The organism is Chengkuizengella axinellae (assembly GCF_030730905.1).
Classification (GTDB): domain Bacteria; phylum Bacillota; class Bacilli; order Paenibacillales; family KCTC-33759; genus Chengkuizengella; species Chengkuizengella axinellae.
In genome coordinates, this window is sequence record NZ_JAVAMP010000001.1 from 499,539 (window position 1) to 519,222 (window position 19,684).

The following is a 19,684-nucleotide window of genomic DNA, read 5'->3' on the forward strand; positions in this document are numbered from 1 at the left end:
AAGGTGATTAGTTAAAAGTTAGCCAAGGGCGCGTTCCTTTGGCTTTTTTTGAGTTGAAATGGTATTCTATTATCGAAAGGGAGGCATTAATATGTATAAAATTCTAAAAACATTTTCAAAAATTGAAGGAGGAGTGTTTTATTTTACTTAGTCATACTTCATTATCACGTATTTCAAAACTAAGTTTAATAAATTCAATGTTTCAACAAAAATAGGAAGTTATTTTGTTCATAACTAGAAAAACGCTCCTGCTTCTAAATCTATGAAAATATAAAATCAACATCAACAATCATAGAAAGTAGGAGAATGATGAAAACAAATACGATAGCATCACATAATATAAACGTTTTATTTTGGGTACAATTTTTTGGAGCAGTTAGTTTCATTCAACCTGTATTAAGTTTATTTTACTTCGAACGAGGATTGAATGAATCTCTTATTTTGTTAACTATGTTTTTTTGGAGTTTTTCTGTTTTAATATGTGAGATTCCGACAGGTGTTTTTGCAGATCGCTTCGGGGCTAAGGTTTCTTTTTTAACTGGATCAGTCATTAAATTCTTTAGTATATCTATTTTATTATTTGCTGACGAACCTTGGATGTTTTTTTTATCCGCTGCTTTAAATGGTTTTTCAGTTACTTTTTTTTCTGGTGCAGATGAGGCGTTGATATACGAGTCATTAAAAGAAAGCAATGAGCATCATTTAATGGATCAAGCGATGGGTAAAATTATTTCTGCTGGATTTATATCGACGATTATAGCGGTAATTTTAGGCTCCATCATTGCAAAAGATCTTGAAAATGAACAATTTATTTTGCTTATCGCATTAGGACTTTTTTTCCAATTAGTAGAGATCATATTTATATGTTTCGTTAAAAATCCAAAACATCAAGGATCTTACAGGAACAATCCATTAAAACAAGTAGGGGCAGGGATAAAGGCGATTCGTAAAACTCCATTGCTGTTACTTATGTTTTTGAATGTAACCCTAGTTTTTATTCCATCTGGGGCTGTTTATGAAAAATTTGATCAGCTCATTTTTCACAATGCAGGTCTTCCAGTTATATTTATAGGAATGTTCTATTCTTTTGCTGCGATCATTGGTTTTTTTGCTTCTAGATCCATAGGTTTAATGACAAAACGAATTTCTAGAATATTTTTAATGAATTTAACTGGTGTACTGACGGTAGTGGGGCTTTTGCTATCAGCTCTATTTGGTGAAACACTGTGGATTGTATTGGGTGCATTCTTTATTTTAAGATTTGTGCGTGCTATAAGGTATCCTATCTATTCTCAGCTCAGTAATGACTTAATCCCATCTGATGTTCGAGCAACTACAATCTCACTATTATCCATTATTGATTCGGGATTAGACCTGATTATTTTTGGGTTTTTAGCTGGTGTAGCATTGAACGGTTTAAACCATATATTGATGATTTGCGCTGCCATTGCATTTATTGGAACTATTTTGCCTTTGAAAGGAAGAACTAAACGATCATAAAATTAAAATAATTTTAGCAAAGCCAAGCAGCTAGATATAAAACCTTGTAAAAAGTGATCATAAGCTTTTTATGAGGTTTTTAACATGTTCCATCATTTTAAATTATTTAATAGAGTAAAGATACCTCTTCTCCTTACTATTACGTAATAATGAAACTTTATCAAGTTACTGACGTATAATCATTGATAATATGCTGAAAAAATAGTAGAGATAGTAGTTTAATAGATAGCTGAGTTTATATATATGTAAGTTTTTTTGTAAAGTATTAACCAATCTCTGTTTTTATTCATATTATATTTTGTACACGTGTTGGTTTACAATAAGGATAACAATCTTAAAGGAGAACAGATTATGAGCATGTTGAATAAACTGAAGAAAGGCTTTTCTGAAGCAGGAACTAAAGCAAAAGAGATGATTGAAATCAATCAATTAAAATATAAAATTTCTGTTACGCAAAAAGAAATTGACAATAAATTTATTTACATTGGTGAGAAAATCTATAATCAGTATCAAAATAAAGACTTAATCGAGTTGGATCAAGATATGGAAATCATGTGCAAAGACATTGAGCAGTTAAAGTATGAAATCAAACAGATTGATTTACAATTAAAGGAGATTTCTAAACAAAAAGAGTGCAGCTGCGGCCATTTAGTAGATGTTAATGATAATTATTGCCCAGTATGTGGTGAGAAATTTGAAATGAAAATAGTGGAAGAGGAATATGAGACAGTATCTGAGATTTTAGAATATGAAGATGCGGCTTTGAAACCTCAAAAAGATGGGATAACATGTTCTTTCTGCGATGAAGAATTAGAATCTCTAACAGAATTTTGTCCGAAGTGCGGTCATGCTACGATGAATTTATAAGTGGAAACAAAAGGTTTGAAAATAGAGGAAAATAAGTACCTTATTCACACGTTTTAACAGTATTGAACGTGAAAATGATGATATAAGGACAAATTTTTCCTCTATTTATAATAAATTCACAAAATTAGTGAAATAAGACCCTGGATATCCCTTATTTTGATTATCTCCCAAATAAGACAAGGTACATCAAAGTATCTTGCTTAAAAATGATTTTGTACGTTCGTGAGATGGGAAATCAAATAATTTTTCAGGTACATTTTCTTCAACAATATAACCTTCATCCATGAAAATCACTCGATCTCCAACCTCACGTGCAAATCCCATCTCATGTGTGACAACAACCATTGTCATGCCTTCTTTAGCTAACTGCTTCATTACATCCAACACCTCACCAACCATTTCTGGATCAAGTGCGGAAGTTGGCTCGTCAAACAGCATAATCTTAGGTTCCATGGCTAATGCTCTTGCGATGGCAACACGTTGTTTTTGTCCACCTGATAAAGAATTTGGATACTCATTCGCTTTTTCCAATAAGTTCACTTTTTCAAGTAAATCTAAAGCTTTTTCTTCTGCTTGTTGTCTAGACCATTTTCTAACTTTTATGGGTGCAAGCGTAATGTTTTCAAGCACTGATTTATGTGGGAATAAATTAAATTGTTGAAAAACCATACCTACTTCTGTACGAATCTCATTAATATTGGCATTCTTATCTGTTATATTAACACCCTCGATTAGAATCTCACCTTCTGTGACTGACTCTAATAAATTCATACAACGTAAACATGTAGATTTACCTGATCCTGAAGGTCCAATGATAACTACAACCTCTTGAGGATTAACTTGTAGATTGATGTCTTTAAGAACTTCGTTATCACCAAAAGATTTTTTTAGATTATTAACGGTTATCATCGATATTCCACCTTCTTTCGATGTAATTTAGTAAATAAGTTAAAGATAATGTTATAAATAGATATATTAAAGATATCAATATAAATGGTTCCCAAGTTATGAAGAACCTAGTATTTACGGCTCGAGCCCAATAAAGTATTTCTGGAGCTGCAATTGCAGAAGCTAATGATGAATCTTTAACTAAAGTAATAAATTCGTTACCAAATGGTGGTATCATTCTTTTAATGGATTGTGGCAAAACGATATACCACATAGTCTGAACTTTATTCATACCTAATGATCTTCCAGCCTCAATTTGCCCTTTATCAATGGACTGAATACCAGCTCTGTATATTTCCGCCAGATATGCTGCTGAATTCAGGGAGAGAGCAATAATGGCTGAAATGACAGCTTTTGTAGTGCCAGCACCAGAAATGAAGAGAGGGGCTACTCCAAGGTAAATGATGAAAATTTGTACTAGTAAAGGAGTTCCTCTAAAAAATGTAATGTACCAGACAAATGGGAGTCTAATAATTGAATAAGGCGATAATCTACCAAAAGCAATAAATAATCCGAGTATACATCCAATAACTATAGCCGAAATAGATATTCCTAATGTATACAAGGTTCCTTTCATAAATAATGGAAAATAATCAATAATTACATCTATTCTAATTTCTAAATCATTTAATATCCAATCATAAATAGCTGCCCAAATATTACTGAAAAAATCTTTTATGCCCTGCATAAACTCACTCCATTTTCTTCATAAAAACATAATAACACTTTCAAAAAAGAAAGCGTACCGCTTGTATGCGCTACGCTTGAATATAGTGTCTCAATTCAAACTATTATTGATTTAATAATGACTCAACATCTGGTGATGTCCCGAACCATTTTTGAAAAATCTCAGCATATTTTCCGTTTTCAATGACCGTTGATAAGGCTGTATCTAAAGTTTCTTTTAATTCACTTCCATCGGCTAACATTAAACCATAATATTCAGCTTCAAAATTTTCAGCATCTGATACAAGTTGAACATTATCATTTGGGTTGTTTTTAACAAATTCTGAAGCTACGGCAATGTCTGTAACTACAGCTTCAATATTTCCTTGTTTTAAAGCTGCTAATGCAAGTGCTGTTGTTTCAAATAACTGTAGGTTTGGATTTGACTCTCCAACAATAGATTCAGCAGCAAACTGCCCTGTAGTTCCTGTTTGTACTCCAATTATTTTACCTTCTAAATCATTCGCAGATTGAATATCTGTTCCTTCATAGAAAGCAATCATATGAGTTGATTCAAAATAAGGTCTTGTAAAGTCAAACTCCTGCTTACGTTCCTCTGTAATAGTTATTCCAGAAATGGCAACATCGATACTACCATTTTTCAGTGAAGGGAAAATGGGATCCCATCCAACATTATTTAATTCATATTCAAGACCTGCTTCTTCCATCACTGCTGCTAATAAATCTACATCAAAACCTACAATATCCTCACCATCTAGTGATTCAAAAGGTGCAAAAGCTGCATCTGTACCTACGATGATTTTGTCGCCACCGCCACAAGCCGCCAGCAAAGCGACCATACTAACTAATAATAAAACTAATAAACTTTTTCTCATTTTTATTCCCCTTTTTGTATAAATTATATATTTTAATTATTAGTATAACGTATTAAGAGAATTTCTCAACCGTTGATTTAATATTAGTGTTTTTTTAACAATATTCGTGTTTATTTGACAATAGTAATATGTTTGGGCAACACATCAATTTTATATTTATTCACTTTTATTGTTTCCCCGTCTGCCTGCGTAGTTAAGTAATGGCTTGGCACATATTCTATCTTTTTACCTGATAAGAAACTTACTGCTTTATGTTTGGCATGTTTTCCAAAATACACTAAAGGGAATAAGGTTAGAAGTTCGAGGCTATTAATGTTGCTCACGATACAAATCTCCGCTTTTTCATCATCTGGAATGGCTTGAGGATTGATGAGCATACCACCTCCATAGAATGGAAGGTTGGAAACGGCTATGAACCATACTTTTTTAAGTTGTTTTACTTCTCCATCAATATTTAATGTAATGTCACTAGTTTTAAAAGAAAACAATACTCGAAATAATGAAATTACATATGCTAATCCTCCAAGACGAAGTCCATTCAGCCATTTTTTGTATTTTGCTTCATTTGTGATTTGAGCGACTTTCCCATCTAAACCAGTACCAATAGAACACACTGCAACTTCATTGTCTATTTTTAATAAATCCAATCTTTTACGCTTTTCAGAATGCAAGATCACATCCAGGGCTTTCATGGGGTTTTTCGGTAAATTTACACCTCTAGCATAATCGTTTCCAGAACCAGAAGGAATATACCCAAAATGAATATGATTTTTTACATCTGCTTGATAAACCCCATTGATTACCTCATGTACAGTTCCGTCACCTCCAACCGCCACAATGATTTTAGGTTTATATTTATGTATTAGATCCAGTGTGCACTTTGTACCAGAACCCACTTTATTAGTAAAACTTTCAACATAGTTTATGTTTTTTTCTTGTAATATATGCTTTATTTCATACCATACTTTCATCCCCCTGCCATTGCCTGAAACGGGGTTTATAACAAATCCGATCATAGTTTTCCTACTTTCTTCTAAGGTTGCATTATATACCAAATCTACTAATACATATTAACTTACTAGATTCATTTCGACAACAAATAAATAACTAGGATTGGGGAGTGCTAAATGTTGAATTAACATAGTATTTACAAAGGGGAATTACAACTTTTATACTATTGATTTCCGTTGGGAAATTTTATTAAAATGAATGAAGATCATAACTCTTGTATAAATATTTTTCATTTTAATATAGAAAAAAACACAAATTTGTGATAATATTTCAATAAATATGCATATCTTTCTAGTTGTGCAAATGTTACTGTTACAGTTTCAATTAAACTTCATGAGCTGTATTACTCACACCTTTATATTAATTATTTATACATGAAAATCCTACCCAATAACCTTTTACTAATTTGCTTTGTTTTATATGACAACTACATCATTAAACGTCTAAAAAGATATCAATATCATCTACGAATGTAATCGATTACTTGATTTTCAATAAGAAAATAAAGCGCTTTCAAGGTGAGATAGATTGTTCTAATGCATAAAAACAATTCATATGTTTTTATGACTTTGAATCATTTTCTCACACATGGCAGCAAATGCAATTAAAAATGTTTATTTCTTGGGGGTAATGATATGAGTGAATCTTCTGTATTGCAGGTAAATGGACTGAAAACCTCTTTTTTTATGGATAAAACGGAAGTGCCTGCTGTTGATCATGTAGATTTTGATTTAAAACAAGGTGAAATCATTGCAATAGTTGGAGAATCCGGATGTGGAAAGAGTGTCACATCTCTTTCTATTATGGGATTAGTACCTCATCCACCAGGGAAAGTCGTAGGAGGAGAAGTCTTTTTTAATGATGAAGATCTTTTAAAAGTTTCTGAATCAAAAATGAGAGATATTCGTGGCAATGAGATTGCTATGATTTTTCAGGAACCTATGACTTCATTGAATCCACTTTTTACCATTGGTAATCAAATTACAGAAGCAATCTTAATCCATCGAAAATGGAGTAAAAAACAAGCGAAGGCAAAAGCGATAGAATATTTGAAACTAGTTGGGCTTCCTCGTGCTGAAGCATTGATGAATGAGTATCCACATCAGTTATCTGGGGGGATGAGACAAAGGGTTATGATCGCGATGGCGATGGTTTGTGAACCCAAGGTATTGATAGCTGATGAACCGACAACAGCCTTGGATGTTACGATTCAGTCTCAAATTTTGGCACTTATGAAGAGATTGAATCAAAAGTTGAATACTTCAATTATATTAATTACTCATGATCTTGGAGTCGTATCTGAAATATGTGAAAGAGTCATTGTAATGTATGCTGGCAAAATTGTAGAAGAAGCGGATGTTAAAACGATATTCGAGCATCCAGAACATCCTTATACTAAAGGTTTAATCCAATCGGTGCCTGATATTCGCAATAAAAAGGAGCGATTATATTCTATCCCTGGAAATGTACCTATCCCAGGTTCGATTAAAAAAGGTTGCAGATTTGCTGATCGTTGTGAGTTTGTCATGGATAGATGCAGGGAAAAAACGCCAGAATTAATTTCTATTGAAGGGGATCATAAGGTTCGATGCTTTTTACATCAGGAAAGTGAGGAGCAAAACTAATGCCAAAAATGTTATTAGAAGTTGAAAAGATGAAGAAGTATTTCCCGATTAATGGAGGAATTCTTGGTAGAAAGATTGGGGAAGTAAAGGCTGTAGATGATGTATCTTTTTCTGTATATGAAGGGGAAACTTTTGGGTTAGTAGGAGAAAGTGGATGTGGAAAATCTACAACAGGCAGATCGCTTCTTCGTTTGCACGAACCGACTGAAGGAAAAGTTACATTTAATGAAAAAGAAATAACAAGTCTAAGTCCAAATGAGCTGCGTACGATAAGAAGAGATGTACAGATGATTTTTCAGGATCCATTTGCTTCTCTCAATCCTAGGCAAACTGTTGAAAAAATACTTGAAGAGCCATTAATTGTACATAACATAGGAACGCCTAAAGAACGTAAACAAATGGTTAGTGATATGTTGGATACGGTTGGCTTAAACAGTTATCATGCTAAACGTTATCCCCATCAATTTAGTGGAGGACAGAGACAGAGAATTGGAATTGCCCGTGCATTAATGACGAAACCTAAGTTAATCATTGCAGATGAACCTGTCTCAGCACTTGATGTTTCTATTCAATCACAGATACTGAATTTACTAGATGATCTTCAAAAAGGATTTTCGCTAACTTATATATTTATTGCTCATGATTTAGGCGTAGTTAGACATATTTGTGATCGAGTAGGCGTAATGTACTTAGGTAAAATAGTAGAATTATCTAGCAGCGAAAAGCTATATGAAAAAGCGCTGCATCCATATACAGAAGCATTGCTAAGTTCGGTACCGATTCCAGACCCTACATATGAGAGAGAACATATAGAACTTATCGGAGATATGCCGAGTCCATCAAATCCACCAACAGGATGTTCTTTTCATACGAGATGTCCTCAATGTATGGAGATTTGCAAGACAGTTCAGCCCAAGTTTGAAGAAATTGAGGAGGATCATTACGTTGCTTGTCATTTGTTTAGCAAAAACGAGCAGCTTTAATGATAGATAAAAAAATAGGAGGGTTAAAAAGAAATGAATAAAAAGACGATTCTTCTTTCGCTGGTATTTGTATTTATTTTAGGTTTTGCTCTAGTAGGCTGCAGCACTACTACTGAAGAAGCGCCGCCGCCAGAAGAAAAAGCTGGTGAAACAAATGAACCTGAGGAGACAAAAGATACTGAAGAGGAGCAAAATAAGGAATCAGATGCTGATCCGGTAGACAATACGTTGGTATTTGGTCGTGGTGCTGATTCCGTTGGACTAGATCCTGCAACGATTACAGATGGAGAGTCCATTAAAGTTACTTTGAATATTTATGATACATTAGTAAAATATGCAGATTTGGATACTTCGATTGAACCAAGCTTGGCAACTTCTTGGGAATCAAGTGATGATGGTTTAACTTATACTTTTAAACTGCGTGAGGGAGTAAAGTTCCATGATGGAACAGATTTCAATGCAGAAGCCGTTGTATATAACTTTGAGCGTTGGGCAAATGGTGATAAATCTTCATTCTATTACTATTCATCTATGTTTGGCGGATTTAAAGGGGATGAAGGTCATGTCATTCAAGAAGTAAAAGCCATTGATGAGCTAACGGTAGAATTTACTTTAAGCCGTCCACAAGCACCGTTTTTACAAAATGTAGCTATGCCTGTGTTCGGGATTGCTAGTCCAACAGCGTTAGAAAAGTATGGGGAAAGCTTTACTGAAAATCCTGTAGGAACTGGACCGTTTGTTTTCCAAGAATGGAAAAGAAATGACAAAATAGTTCTGGTAAAAAATGATAATTATTTTATGGATGGTTATCCAAAATTGGATTCAGTTATTTTTGTTTCCATTCCTGACAATGCAACAAGATTAAATGAATTGATTGCAGGAGAAATTGATGTTGCTGATGGAGTTAGCCCAAATGATGGTTCAAGAATTGAAGGAGAGAGTGATTTACAGTTGTTCACAAGACCTTCAATGAACGTTGGTTATTTAGGTTTAACGAATACAAGACCGCCATTTGATAATAAATTAGTTCGTCAAGCATTAAACCATGCGGTTGATAAAGAAGGTATTATTGCAGCATTCTATGCTGGGCAAGCGGAACCAGCTAAAAATCCATTGCCGCCTGTTATAGCTGGATATAACGATGATATTGAACCTTATCCATATGACTTAGAAAAAGCGAAAGAATTGCTTGCGGAAGCTGGATATCCAGATGGTTTTGAAATGGAATTATGGGCTATGCCAGTACCACGTCCTTATATGCCGGATGGTCAAAAAGTAGCTGAGGTTTTACAAAATAGCTTTGCGCAAATTGGTGTAGAAGCAAAAATTGTATCTTTTGAGTGGGCTACTTATCTTGAAAAAGCTAGAAATGGAGAAGCAGATGCTTTCTTATTAGGTTGGACTGGTGATAATGGAGATGCTGACAACTTTATTTATGTGTTATTAGATAAAGATAATATCGGAAGTAATAACTATTCTTACTATAGTAATGATGAGTTACATGATATCTTAATTGCTGCACAGTCAAACCCTGATCAAGAAGCTCGTGTTGAGCTTTATAAACAAGCGCAGGAAATCATTCATGATGATGCACCATGGATTCCTTTAGTTCATTCAACTCCTATTCTTGGCGGAAAAAATAATGTTGCTGACTTCTTTGCTCATCCAACAGGTTCACAAGCTTTAACAAAGGTTTACTTTGAATAACGGATAAAATTTAAATGAGGGGAGAAATTTTCTCCCCTTCTTAATACATAAGGATTTATAAGATATCAAATTCAATGTTTAATCAAAACAACATTGCGATACTCCGAGAGATTTGGGTAAAGGTTTTGTTCAATACATCTGTGTTCATGCTTCACTTTTTGGGGTAAATATGGGTATGAAGAGGTGATCATAATGTTCAGTTATACTATTAGACGACTTTTAATGTTGATACCCGTTTTGTTTGGAATGACATTTATCGTATTTTTTATGATTCGAGCAATTCCAGGTGATCCTGCTCAAGTGATTTTAGGTCAGCTTGCTACAGAGGAAGCCATTAATAATTTAAGGGCTGAGTTGGGGCTTGACCAACCATGGTTTACTCAGTATTTTGAATATTTGAAACAATTGCTTACGTTGGATTTAGGTGAATCGCTTAGAACGAGGACAGCGGTTAGTGAAGAGATATGGCCATATATGGCTGCTACCTTTGAACTTTCCTTCGTAGCATTGCTTATAGCTGTAGTTGTTGGTGTGAATGCGGGTATCATTAGCGCATGGTTTCAAAAATCTTGGTTTGATTATACAGCTATGGTAGTTGCTCTTGTAGGGGTATCTATGCCAATATTTTGGCTAGGCTTAATGGAACAGTGGATTTTTTCTGTTCAGCTAGATTGGTTGCCTCCTTCAAAGCGAGAAAATGTTAAAAATCCTGTTGAAACCATTACACATTTTTATTTAATTGATTCCTTGATACAAGGGAGAATGGATCAATTTGTAGATGTAGTAAAACACTTGATTATGCCAGGTATAGCACTTGCTACAATACCAATGGCTATTATCGCAAGAATCACTCGCTCTAGTATGTTGGAGGTTTTACGTTCCGATTACATAAGAACAGCTAGGGCAAAAGGACAAAAAATGTTCTGGGTTGTTTACAAACATTCTTTAAAGAATGCAGTTATTCCAGTTCTAACTGTAATTGGTTTACAAACTGGACTATTGTTAGGAGGAGCGATTTTAACAGAAACCATTTTTTCCTGGCCTGGGATTGGTCGATATATTTATAATGCAATTGAATATAGGGACTATCCAGTGATTCAGTCAGGGATCTTAATTGTTGCAACGATTTTTGTCTTAATTAACCTTATTGTTGATTTATTATATGCTTTTATCGACCCAAGAATTAAATACAATTAAAATGGATGCACTCCTAACAAAAGGGGAGGAATATTTATGGCAGAATTAGCACCAAATAAAGCACCAGAGACAGCTATAAGAGGAGCTCGCTTTCTTTTATGGTTAGAAGCCTGGAAAAGTTTTAAGAAAAATAAATTAGCCGTTGTAGGTTTAATTATCGTTCTCATTTTTGTTTTTTTGGCTGTATTTGCTCCTGTGATAACACCTGAGGGAATCAATGAGCAGAAATTAGCTGAAAGATTGCAGCCACCTTCCAGTGAGCATTGGCTGGGAACTGATGATTTTGGAAGAGATATTTTATCCAGAATCATTCATGGTGCTCGAATATCACTGTGGGTAGGGTTTGTTTCAGTTATTGGCTCGATTGTTGTTGGTTGTTTTCTTGGAATCTTAGCAGGTTATTACGGGAGATGGGTAGATACGCTCATATCTAGATTTTTTGATATTATGCTGGCATTTCCAAGTATGCTGTTAGCTATTGCAATTGTGGCAGTATTAGGTCCTTCGTTAAGAAATGCGTTGATAGCTATTGCAATTATTAATGTCCCTAATTTTGGCCGTTTGATTAGATCGAAGGTCTTAAGTATTAAACAAGAAGAATATATTACTGCTGCAAAAGCAATTGGAATGAGAGATCGTAGAATTTTATTTCATCATATTTTGCCAAATAGTATGGCTCCAATTATTGTTCAAGGTACATTGGCTATAGCAACAGCGATTATTGAAGCAGCTGCCTTAGGTTTTTTGGGTTTAGGAGCAGAACCACCAACACCTGAGTGGGGGAAAATGTTAGCTGACTCAAAAGATTATCTAGTACAGGCTCCATGGACTATGTTCTTTCCAGGCATTGCAATCATGTTAACTGTACTTGGCTTCAACTTGATGGGAGATGGTTTAAGAGACGCTCTAGACCCTCGCATGAAAAATTAAAGCACGATACATTTTCAAATTGTTAGTTAAACATAACATATGTTAAAGTGTTAGATAAGGATGTTGAATAAATAGGGTTGGAGGTATGTAATGGCGCAAATTTCAAGACAAGGTAGTGTTAGTGGAAAAACACAATTTTTACGTAACAGGTTTATTATTTTAATTCTTATCTCCGTAATTTCTTTTGCTGCCTTTTCCATATTGCTTTACACATTAGATGTAACTGAACCTTCTAATATCGATAAAAAAGTATTAAATTGGATGAGTCTGCATGCACCAACATTTTTATTAGGATATTTAACAGCATTAACAGAGACGGTTTCTTACAGGTCAATTCCAATTGTTATTTTGTTAGTCATGATCTGGTTTGGTTGGCGAAAGAAGGATTTTATCGCTGTGATCATTTTTCCCATTGCTGTTGTAGGAAGTGAAATTTTAAAAATTTTAATTAAAAATTCTTTGCAAAGACCAAGACCAGAGATAAACGCTGCTGTTGATGGTACAGGATTTAGCTTTCCAAGTGGACATGCGTTTGTTGGATTGGTGTGTTATGGTTTATTAGCCTTTTTTATATTAAAATATACTAATCGTTTTATTACTAGGATTTTAATCGCACTATTTTTTATCCTATTTATTGCTTCGATTGGTTTTAGTCGAATTTACTTCTCCGTACACTATGTTACAGATATAATGGCAAGTTATTTTTTAGGAATAACCTTCGTATGTGCTTCAATATTCATATATGAAAGTTTAACTTTGAAATTAAATAAAAAGTAAATTCATAACTTAAAAATAATGATTACCGCCTTTGGCGGTTTTTATTTTATGAGTCCGAGGTATTCATTAATATTTTTTTAAGTTCACCCTCATTATTTAATAAATCTTCTAAAGTATATTGATCCAATACGTTTAAAAAAGCATCAAGTGCCTCATTTAAAACCATTTTCAACTTACAGACTGGACTGATAACACATGTATTGTTTTCCTTGTCGAAACACTCTACAATATTAGTTCTATTCTCAGTTTGTCTAACTACCCAGCCGATGTTGATTTCTTTTGGAGCAGCAGCGAGTTTTATTCCACCACCTCTTCCCCTAATAGTATGAATCAATTTTAATAAACCCAATTCATACACGACTTTCATTAAATGGTTTTTTGAGATATTGTACGCTTCAGATATTTCCTTTATATTGCTCAATTGATCTTCTGGTTTAGCTGCAAGATAGAGGAGAACTCTTAAGGTATAATCTGTATAATTTGTTAACCGCATGATTTCATCACTCCAATGAACTTTATCCTTCTATTTATATATTATACCTTTAAATATCATTAGAGTTCTAGAGGGAGGTGAGCATCATATTGATGCTCGCCTTTTTGTTCTGTTAATAAAAGTAATAAGTGATTAACGACGACGAACAAACAAGTCTATAACACCTAAAAATACATGGGCTAATCCAAATCCGAAAATGGTATTGGAAATCATAGGACTTCCTTTTTTGGTTTGTTTTAATGTAAGACCTGTTGCAGTTACTGCTGTACCTAAAATGGTGGGAATTAACCCTTCACGAATATTCAATTAATGACCTCCTTTCATTATTCAATTTCGGTATTTTACTTCCAATACCCCGTATTATTTTTAACTCTTTTAAACCATAATATGAAAGGGTTGTTGAAATTGAAAAATTTACAATTAAAAGTTGATTTATCAAAAAAAATAACTCGCGATTACGAACATCAAGAAATGTTCATAATTTCGTAAATAAAAGATGTATTTTATATATATCTTTTATTTTATACTTAAAGAAGTAAATCAAATACATCTTTTATACACACAGGAGGAACTTCGAATATGAATCAGGAAACAATCAAAATTATTAAATCAACTGTACCGGTTTTACAAGAGCGTGGGGAAGAAATTACAAGTGTTTTTTATAAACTTATGTTTGGTAATCACCCAGAACTTTTAAATATTTTTAATCATGCAAATCAAAAACAAGGCAGACAACAAAAAGCACTGGCTGGAAGTGTATATGCTGCAGCTGCCAATATAGATAATTTAGAAACGATTCTCCCTGTTGTAAAAGCGATTGCTCATAAACATCGCAGTTTAGGCATTAAACCAGAACAGTATCCAATTGTTGGTAAACATTTGTTGTTAGCGATCAAAGAAGTATTAGGAGATGCAGCTACGGATGAAATCATGAAAGCATGGGAAGAGGCTTATGGTATCATTGCCGATGTCTTTATCTCTGTTGAACAAGAAATGTATCAAGAGGCTGAGACAGCTAATGGGGGTTGGAAAGACTTTAGAAATTTTGTGATTGATAAAAAGGTCGAAGAAAGTAAAGTTATAACCTCTTTTTATTTACGCCCAGAAGATGGAAAACAAATTTCCAGCTTTCAACCTGGTCAATATATCAGTATTAAAATGGATGATATAGAAGGTCAGAAAAATTCACACATAAGACAATACAGTTTATCAGATTCACCAGACAAAAGTGTTTATCGGATCAGTGTTAAAAAGGAAGCAGGTTTTGAAGATAGACCAGATGGGGTAGTATCAAGTTATTTGCACGATCATGTGAACGAAGGTGATGTTGTCAAAATCAGTGCCCCAGCTGGAGACTTTGTATTAAATACAAATCATGATCTGCCAATTGTTCTTATTAGTGGTGGTGTTGGTCTTACTCCAATGATCAGTATGTTAAATCATTTAGTAGAAAAAGAGCCAACAAGACCTGTGTATTTTGTTCATGCTGCAATCAACAGTGAGTATCATGCTTTTAGAAACCATGTTCAACAGTTAGCTGCTAAACATGATCAGGTAAAATCTTTAGTGTGTTATCAAAGTCCTACAGAACAAGATAAACAATCCAGTGAATTTGAAAAAGAAGGTTTCATTGAAATGGAATGGTTGAAGAGTATTTTGCCTTCCCATGAAGCAGATTTCTATTTCTGTGGACCTGTACCATTTATGAAAGTTATTTATAAAGGGTTAAAAGATTGGGGAGTAAATGCAGAAGATATTCATTATGAATTTTTTGGTCCAAAGGATGAAATAGAGGAGTAGAATTTCAAGAAAGAACTATATATTAAAAGCCTTAGGTTAGAGGAAGTTTCAAACCTAGGGCTTTTTTTTGAAGTATAGAAAATATAACTTTCCATCCTCATATTGGCTTAGGGCCCCGCAAAAGTAATAGGATTAATATTCAGAGCATTGCTTCACTTTTGTGGGTTATTTTAAAGTTGGCTTTGTCTTGCAAATGTTATTTTAAGAATTCTGTTAGTTCTTCTTCAGTTGTGTCTGAAGCTAACCAGCGATCTATTATCGTTTTTACTTTATTGTATTCTGAATCACTAACGTAATTATACCAAATGCGCTGTGGATTATCATTGGAAGAAACACCATCCAACGTATAAGTATGAATCTGGGGGTTGTCGGATTTAAGATATAAAGTAGATAAATCCTTGATTAAGTCGGGTTTCATATCTGTTTTTAAATTTTCACCTACGATTTCAATAACATCAAATACTTTTGTAATATTTGTTATTTTTTTTGCTTCTTCTAGTATGGCTATGATGACTTCTTGATGTCGTCCTGCCCTTCCAAAATCACCTTGTGCATCAGAACGGAATCTTGCAAATTTTAAAGCTTCTTCCCCCGAGTAACTTTCTTTGCCTCCAACTACGATAACAACAGAGCCAGAACTTGTATATTTGATAAGATCTTTATCAACGGGTAAACTAACTCCTCCTAAAGCATCCACTAGCTGTGTAAAACCATAAAAATTAATTTTTGCATAATTTTGAATGGGAATATCAAAGTAATTTTCAACTGTATCTTTAGCTAACTTCACTCCACCAAAAGCAAATGCATGATTGATTTTATCTTTTCCACTACGCCCAGGTATTTCTACATAAGTATCTCTTGGAATGGATAAAAGAAGTACTTTTAGATCAGAAGGTCTCACAATGGATAAAATCATGCTGTCTGACCTACCTTGTTCCTCACCCCTAGCATCTTCTCCTAGCAGCAATATGGCAAAGGGATCATTCATCTCCGATGTTGTTTCATTCTTTTCAACACTTTCTTCCTTAGATCTAATTGGTCTTGGAAAAAGTTGAAAGCTGATGAATCCGGGGTTATTTAGTTGATGTAATTGATTTGTTTCATTTTCTTCATTTTTATCATTTGTTTCTAAAATGCTCTTTTCTTCTGTTAAGGGCTCATAAGATTGTTCCAACATTTCTTCGAGATGTTGTGAAAAAAACCAATTGAAGGCCATTAGTTTGATCGTATTTTTAAGAAAATAACTTGAGGTAGTAATAATGACAATTGCACTTAGTATGTAAATGTATTTTTTTTTCATTAGAAAAACTCCTAAAATGAATTTCGTATCCTTATGTTTTCCCTTTGCAAGAAAAATATAAAGAGAATCTAACTTTCAGATATCTTGCTGAAAGTTAGATGACCTTATCGAGTGAAATTATGCTGTTATCTCCCTTTGAAAGAGAGGGAGTCTTGCAGCATGAGAAAGTGATAAAGTAAGTTTACACGAACCATTTTTAGAAGTATGTCAAAGCTTGCTTTAGATTAATAAATATTTTTTGTCGATTTTACCTTCTACGTGTCTAAATTGAGATGGTTGAAACATTTAACTGTAAATGTGGTAAAAGTGGATGGGGGTCTAATATTGCCGGGTATGCCCGAGGATGTTTAAATATCATTCATAGATTTCTTGAAATTATAACTAAGAAGGTGTAGATAGAAATTACACCTTCTTTCAAAATAACTTTAACAAAAAACTAAGAAGCTGAGAAATCAGAAATAAGCTCAATAAATCTTTCACCATATTTTTGATACTTGGCTTGTCCTACACCTTTAATGGCTAAAAATGAAATTTCATTTGTCGGACGTTTTGTACACATTTCTACTAATGAAGCATCATGGAAAATGGTGAATGGAGGGAGATTTTCTTCATCTGCTATCTCCTTGCGCAATTTGCGAAGCTCAGTGAACAGTGCTTCGTCATATGGAACAGTCTTTTCTTCTTTAGCAATGACTTGGACTTTCTGAAATACTTTTTCCTCACCTTTTAAAACCTGAATGGATTTGTTGTTTAACCTGACGGTTGGATATTTGCTTTCTGTCAATTCAAGAAAACCATCAGCGATAAGCAGTTGAATAAGTTGAATGACTTCTTTTTCTTTCTTTTCTTTCATTAATCCGTAGGTAGATAATTTGTTGAAGCCGAACTGCAATACCTTACTGTCAGATGAACCTTTTAATACCTTTGCAGTTAAAGTGACTCCGAATCGTTCCTTCATTCTTTTAACATTAGAAATGACCTTTAAGGCTTCGTTTGTGATGTCTGTTAGCTCTCGATCATCTATACAGTTACTGCATTTATGACAGATATCGTATGTCTGATCTCCAAAATAACGTACGATATATTGTTGTAAACAGCTGCTGGTATGGCAATAATCAATCATTTGCTGCAGCTGACTATATGCTTTTGCTTTATAGGTATCATCCTTTTCAGATTGTTCAATTAAATACTTTTGAGTAATAATATCTTGAGGTGAAAAGATCAGTATACATTCACCAGGTTCTCCGTCTCTACCCGCTCGACCAGCTTCCTGATAATAAGATTCAATATTCTTAGGTAGATTAAGGTGGATTACAAATCTGACGTTGGATTTATCAATTCCCATTCCAAAGGCGTTTGTTGCTACAATGATTTTAACGTCATCAAACAAAAACCGATCTTGATTCGATTTTCGTTCTTTTTCTGATAAACCAGCATGGTATTTGTCAACACTAAAACCCATTTTTTTCAAAGTCTCATAACATTGATCTACCTCTTTCCGAGTTGATGCATAAATCACACCAGATTCCTCAGTTCGATTCTGTAGATAGGTTTGTAAAAAATCTTGCTTGTTAGCCCCTTTAAGTATTGAAAATGAAAGATTGTTTCTTGCGTAACCTGTTTTGGTGATGTGTGGATTTTTCAGGTTTAAATTACGAACAATATCTGCTTCAACCTTATCTGTTGCAGTAGCAGTGAATGCAGCAACAACTGGTCTTTGTGGTAATTTGCGGATGAAACTGTAAATGTTCATATAACTAGGTCTGAAATCGTGTCCCCACTGTGAAATACAATGAGCCTCATCAATTGCAATTAAAGGGATTTGAATGTTATGAAGTCGTTCTATAAATGGTTCTGAATCCAACCTTTCAGGAGCGATGTAAACCAGTTTGTATTTATTCATAGAAATATTCATCATTCGATTGTTCATTTCTTTTACTGATACAGAGCTATTTATATACGTGCTCGACACGCCCATACTATTTAAAGTATCTACCTGATCCTTCATTAGTGAAATTAATGGAGAAATAACGAAGGTTGTTCCTTCCATTAATAGAGCTGGCAGTTGGTAACATAATGATTTTCCCCCACCTGTTGGCATGATGCCTAGAGAATCTTTCTTTTGTAATATACTTTTCACAATATCTTGCTGCCCTTGTTTAAAGGAAGTATAACCATATACATCTTTTAACTTCTCATACATAAATTGCTCCATCATAAACTTCCTTTCATTGAACCCATAAATCATTCATATAAATGATTCATAATATCTTAAGTTTGACCTTTTTAATTATTCTAAAATATGGAATAATGAAATTAATACTGTATTATAGCAATTTTAACACTTACTTTATTCTAAGACATCCTCTAAAGGTCTTTAATAAGTAATCTATTGTGATATATTTAGTTTACTAAAATTGAGAAAGGAGGTTTATTGATGAAAAATGAAGCTTTGTTAATCGTAGACATGAGCAATGATTTTGTACATGAAAAAGGCTCTTTAACTGCGGGTGAGCCTGCTCAAAAAATAGTTCCTTACATTGTGGAAACAGCGCAGACTTTTTTAGAGAATGAAGGATTAGTTGTTGTAACAATGGATGCTCATCAAGAAAATGATGCGCACTTTGAATTATGGCCTCCGCATAATGTTGTAGGTAGCTGGGGACAGAAGTTGTATGGGGAGCTGGAAACATGGTATGAACAAAACAAAAGCAACAAAAGATTGTTTTATGTACCGAAGGAAAATTACAATGCATTTCATGGTACGGATTTAAAAATGATATTAAATGGTTGGAACGTGGACAAAGTTCATGTAGTGGGTGTTTGTACAGACATATGTGACTTTTTAACATTAGCAGGTGCGGATGCGAATGGATTTAAAACCGCTGTACATGATAGAGGTTCTGCAACATTTACAAAACATCATGAGTTGTTTTTAGAACAGGCAAAACTATGTTTTCATACAGAGATTATTAGGTGAGAAA

General features: G+C 33.9%; 18 protein-coding genes. 10 read left to right on the forward strand and 8 right to left on the reverse strand.

The genetic code is table 11. The features are described 5' to 3' along the window. Positions 1–309: 309 nt before the first annotated feature. Together Q5Y73_RS02515 and Q5Y73_RS02520 are read left to right on the forward strand one after the other, a co-directional pair. Positions 310–1,500 carry an MFS transporter gene (locus Q5Y73_RS02515; protein WP_305990849.1) on the forward strand — a complete coding sequence of 397 codons (1,191 nt, stop codon included), beginning with the start codon at positions 310–312 and terminating at the stop codon, positions 1,498–1,500. A gap of 351 nt (positions 1,501–1,851) precedes the next feature. Next, entirely contained in the window at positions 1,852–2,367 is a 516-nt protein-coding gene (locus Q5Y73_RS02520) for a double zinc ribbon domain-containing protein (RefSeq protein WP_305990266.1), read from the forward strand. Between the two features lie 186 nt (positions 2,368–2,553). Here the strand turns inward: Q5Y73_RS02520 and Q5Y73_RS02525 are convergent, their stop codons facing one another. The 4 genes from Q5Y73_RS02525 to Q5Y73_RS02540 form a co-directional block, all read right to left on the reverse strand. Beyond that, positions 2,554–3,276 (reverse strand): amino acid ABC transporter ATP-binding protein, encoded by a 723-nt coding sequence (locus Q5Y73_RS02525; protein WP_305990267.1) that lies wholly within the window; start codon positions 3,274–3,276, stop codon positions 2,554–2,556. After that, positions 3,263–4,003, reverse strand: coding sequence for an amino acid ABC transporter permease (locus Q5Y73_RS02530; protein WP_371320128.1), 741 nt, complete (start codon positions 4,001–4,003; stop codon positions 3,263–3,265). Before Q5Y73_RS02530 ends, Q5Y73_RS02525 begins: the two co-directional genes overlap by 14 nt. 103 nt (positions 4,004–4,106) lie before the next feature. Continuing rightward, positions 4,107–4,877: a basic amino acid ABC transporter substrate-binding protein gene (locus Q5Y73_RS02535; protein ID WP_305990268.1), complete on the reverse strand. Its 771-nt coding sequence runs from the start codon at positions 4,875–4,877 to the stop codon at positions 4,107–4,109. 110 nt (positions 4,878–4,987) lie between these two features. Beyond that, the gene (locus tag Q5Y73_RS02540) at positions 4,988–5,893 is read right to left on the reverse strand and encodes a diacylglycerol/lipid kinase family protein (protein WP_305990269.1); all 906 of its coding nucleotides are present in this window, start codon (positions 5,891–5,893) and stop codon (positions 4,988–4,990) included. A gap of 630 nt (positions 5,894–6,523) precedes the next feature. Here Q5Y73_RS02540 and Q5Y73_RS02545 point away from each other — a divergent pair. From Q5Y73_RS02545 to Q5Y73_RS02570, 6 genes are all read left to right on the forward strand, one after another. After that, entirely contained in the window at positions 6,524–7,513 is a 990-nt protein-coding gene (locus tag Q5Y73_RS02545) for an ABC transporter ATP-binding protein (RefSeq protein WP_305990270.1), read from the forward strand. Beyond that, positions 7,513–8,496: an ABC transporter ATP-binding protein gene (locus Q5Y73_RS02550; protein ID WP_305990271.1), complete on the forward strand. Its 984-nt coding sequence runs from the start codon at positions 7,513–7,515 to the stop codon at positions 8,494–8,496. The genes Q5Y73_RS02545 and Q5Y73_RS02550 overlap by 1 nt, the downstream gene beginning before the upstream one ends. Positions 8,497–8,529: 33 nt before the next feature. Next, on the forward strand, positions 8,530–10,203 hold the full coding sequence (locus Q5Y73_RS02555; RefSeq protein ID WP_305990272.1) for an ABC transporter substrate-binding protein: 1,674 nt from the start codon (positions 8,530–8,532) through the stop codon (positions 10,201–10,203). 192 nt (positions 10,204–10,395) lie between these two features. Continuing rightward, entirely contained in the window at positions 10,396–11,400 is a 1,005-nt protein-coding gene (locus tag Q5Y73_RS02560) for an ABC transporter permease (RefSeq protein WP_305990273.1), read from the forward strand. Between the two features lie 36 nt (positions 11,401–11,436). After that, entirely contained in the window at positions 11,437–12,330 is an 894-nt protein-coding gene (gene nikC, locus Q5Y73_RS02565; RefSeq protein ID WP_305990274.1) for a nickel transporter permease, read from the forward strand. 90 nt (positions 12,331–12,420) lie between these two features. Next, positions 12,421–13,107, forward strand: a complete 687-nt coding sequence (locus tag Q5Y73_RS02570) for a phosphatase PAP2 family protein (RefSeq protein ID WP_305990275.1) — start codon at positions 12,421–12,423, stop codon at positions 13,105–13,107. Between the two features lie 46 nt (positions 13,108–13,153). Here Q5Y73_RS02570 and Q5Y73_RS02575 read toward each other — a convergent pair whose 3' ends face one another. Both Q5Y73_RS02575 and Q5Y73_RS02580 read right to left on the reverse strand, forming a co-directional pair. After that, positions 13,154–13,600, reverse strand: coding sequence for an Rrf2 family transcriptional regulator (locus tag Q5Y73_RS02575; protein WP_305990276.1), 447 nt, complete (start codon positions 13,598–13,600; stop codon positions 13,154–13,156). A gap of 132 nt (positions 13,601–13,732) precedes the next feature. Beyond that, complete coding sequence (locus tag Q5Y73_RS02580; RefSeq protein WP_305990277.1) at positions 13,733–13,906, reverse strand: asparagine synthase; 174 nt, start codon at positions 13,904–13,906, stop codon at positions 13,733–13,735. A 273-nt stretch (positions 13,907–14,179) separates the two neighbouring features. On the opposite strand from Q5Y73_RS02580, the gene hmpA reads away from it, so the two are divergent. Beyond that, on the forward strand, positions 14,180–15,400 hold the full coding sequence (hmpA, locus tag Q5Y73_RS02585) for an NO-inducible flavohemoprotein (RefSeq protein WP_305990278.1): 1,221 nt from the start codon (positions 14,180–14,182) through the stop codon (positions 15,398–15,400). 196 nt (positions 15,401–15,596) lie between these two features. Here the strand turns inward: hmpA and Q5Y73_RS02590 are convergent, their stop codons facing one another. Next, complete coding sequence (locus Q5Y73_RS02590) at positions 15,597–16,700, reverse strand: LCP family protein (protein ID WP_305990279.1); 1,104 nt, start codon at positions 16,698–16,700, stop codon at positions 15,597–15,599. A gap of 436 nt (positions 16,701–17,136) precedes the next feature. Next, positions 17,137–18,915 carry a DNA helicase RecQ gene (recQ, locus tag Q5Y73_RS02595; RefSeq protein WP_371320129.1) on the reverse strand — a complete coding sequence of 593 codons (1,779 nt, stop codon included), beginning with the start codon at positions 18,913–18,915 and terminating at the stop codon, positions 17,137–17,139. Positions 18,916–19,137: 222 nt separating this feature from the next. Between recQ and Q5Y73_RS02600 the strand changes: the two genes are divergently transcribed. Then, positions 19,138–19,680: a cysteine hydrolase family protein gene (locus Q5Y73_RS02600; RefSeq protein ID WP_305990281.1), complete on the forward strand. Its 543-nt coding sequence runs from the start codon at positions 19,138–19,140 to the stop codon at positions 19,678–19,680. The last annotated feature ends 4 nt before the right edge of the window (positions 19,681–19,684 follow it).